At 41.4% G+C, this 1,054-nt stretch carries 2 protein-coding genes; both read left to right on the top strand.

The window, feature by feature from the left end; translation table 11 throughout:
* On the top strand, positions 1–417 hold a 417-nt coding region (locus AB5935_RS27925; RefSeq protein ID WP_368328093.1), incomplete at its 5' end, for a UDP-N-acetylglucosamine 2-epimerase.
* Positions 418–421: 4 nt separating this feature from the next.
* Positions 422–1,054, top strand: a 633-nt coding sequence (locus AB5935_RS27930) for a cytidylyltransferase domain-containing protein (protein ID WP_368328094.1), incomplete at its 3' end; no start/stop codon positions are given.

Genomic DNA, 1,054 nt, shown 5'->3' on the forward strand with positions numbered 1-1,054 from the left:
GATCAAGGTGGAGATGCCAGCAAATCGGCTATTGAAAAGTATTGTGCTAAGAACTTACGTTGCAAAGCGTTTGCCAGCCTTGGTATGAAGCGATATTTGTCAGCTCTGCAGTATGTGTCTGCAGTTATCGGTAATAGCTCAAGTGGCATACTCGAAGTTCCTTCTGCACACATTCCGACCCTCAATATTGGTGATCGCCAAAATGGTCGCACAAAGAGTGAATCAACTGTAGATTGCAAGTCAGACAAGGCTTCGGTTATTGAAGGCTTGAACAAAGTTCTTTCACCGGAGTTTAAGTTATTTTGCAAGACTACAACAAACCCATACGATAAGGAGGGTACTGCAGATGCTATTTTCAAGGTAATCTCCACCTATCCTCTCGAACAATTACAACAAAAGAAATTCTATAATCTTTAAGTTTATGGACAACAATATATTGGTAGTGATTCCTGCTCGTGGAGGCAGCAAAGGACTCCCTGGAAAGAATATCAAAGACCTTTGCGGAAAGCCACTGATTGCATATAGCATTGATGTGGCGCGTGCTATCACATCTGATGAAAATATTTGTGTTTCAACTGATGACCAGAAGATCATCGATGCAGTAGAGAACTATGGGCTGCATGTACCTTTCGTGCGTCCGGCAGAATTTGCTACCGATACCGCTACTACCAATGACATGTTGCTCCATGCTGTAGATTTCTTCGAGAAGAAAGGCAAGCACTTTGACCGCATGTTGCTTCTCCAACCTACATCTCCTCTACGTAAAGTGGATGAAGTAAAGGAAGCAATGCTGCTCTATAGTGATGAGATTGATATGGTAGTGTCGGTAACAAAGTCACATGCACCTGCTGTTCTCTGTAACGACAACGAAGATGGTTATGTAGAACTCGTATACAATAAAAAAGCTGAAGGTCGACAGGCACTTCCTACTTTCTATGAGTTTAATGGTGCTATCTATGTAATCAATATTGAAGCACTCAAAGAGAAAGGACTTGGCGGTTTTACTAAACGTGTAAAATATGTTATGTCTAAGGAATCATCTGTAGATATAGAT

It is taken from the genome of Phocaeicola sp. RTP21198st1_B8_RTP21198_201120, assembly GCF_040929485.1.
GTDB classification, from domain to species: Bacteria; Bacteroidota; Bacteroidia; order Bacteroidales; family Bacteroidaceae; genus Phocaeicola; species Phocaeicola dorei.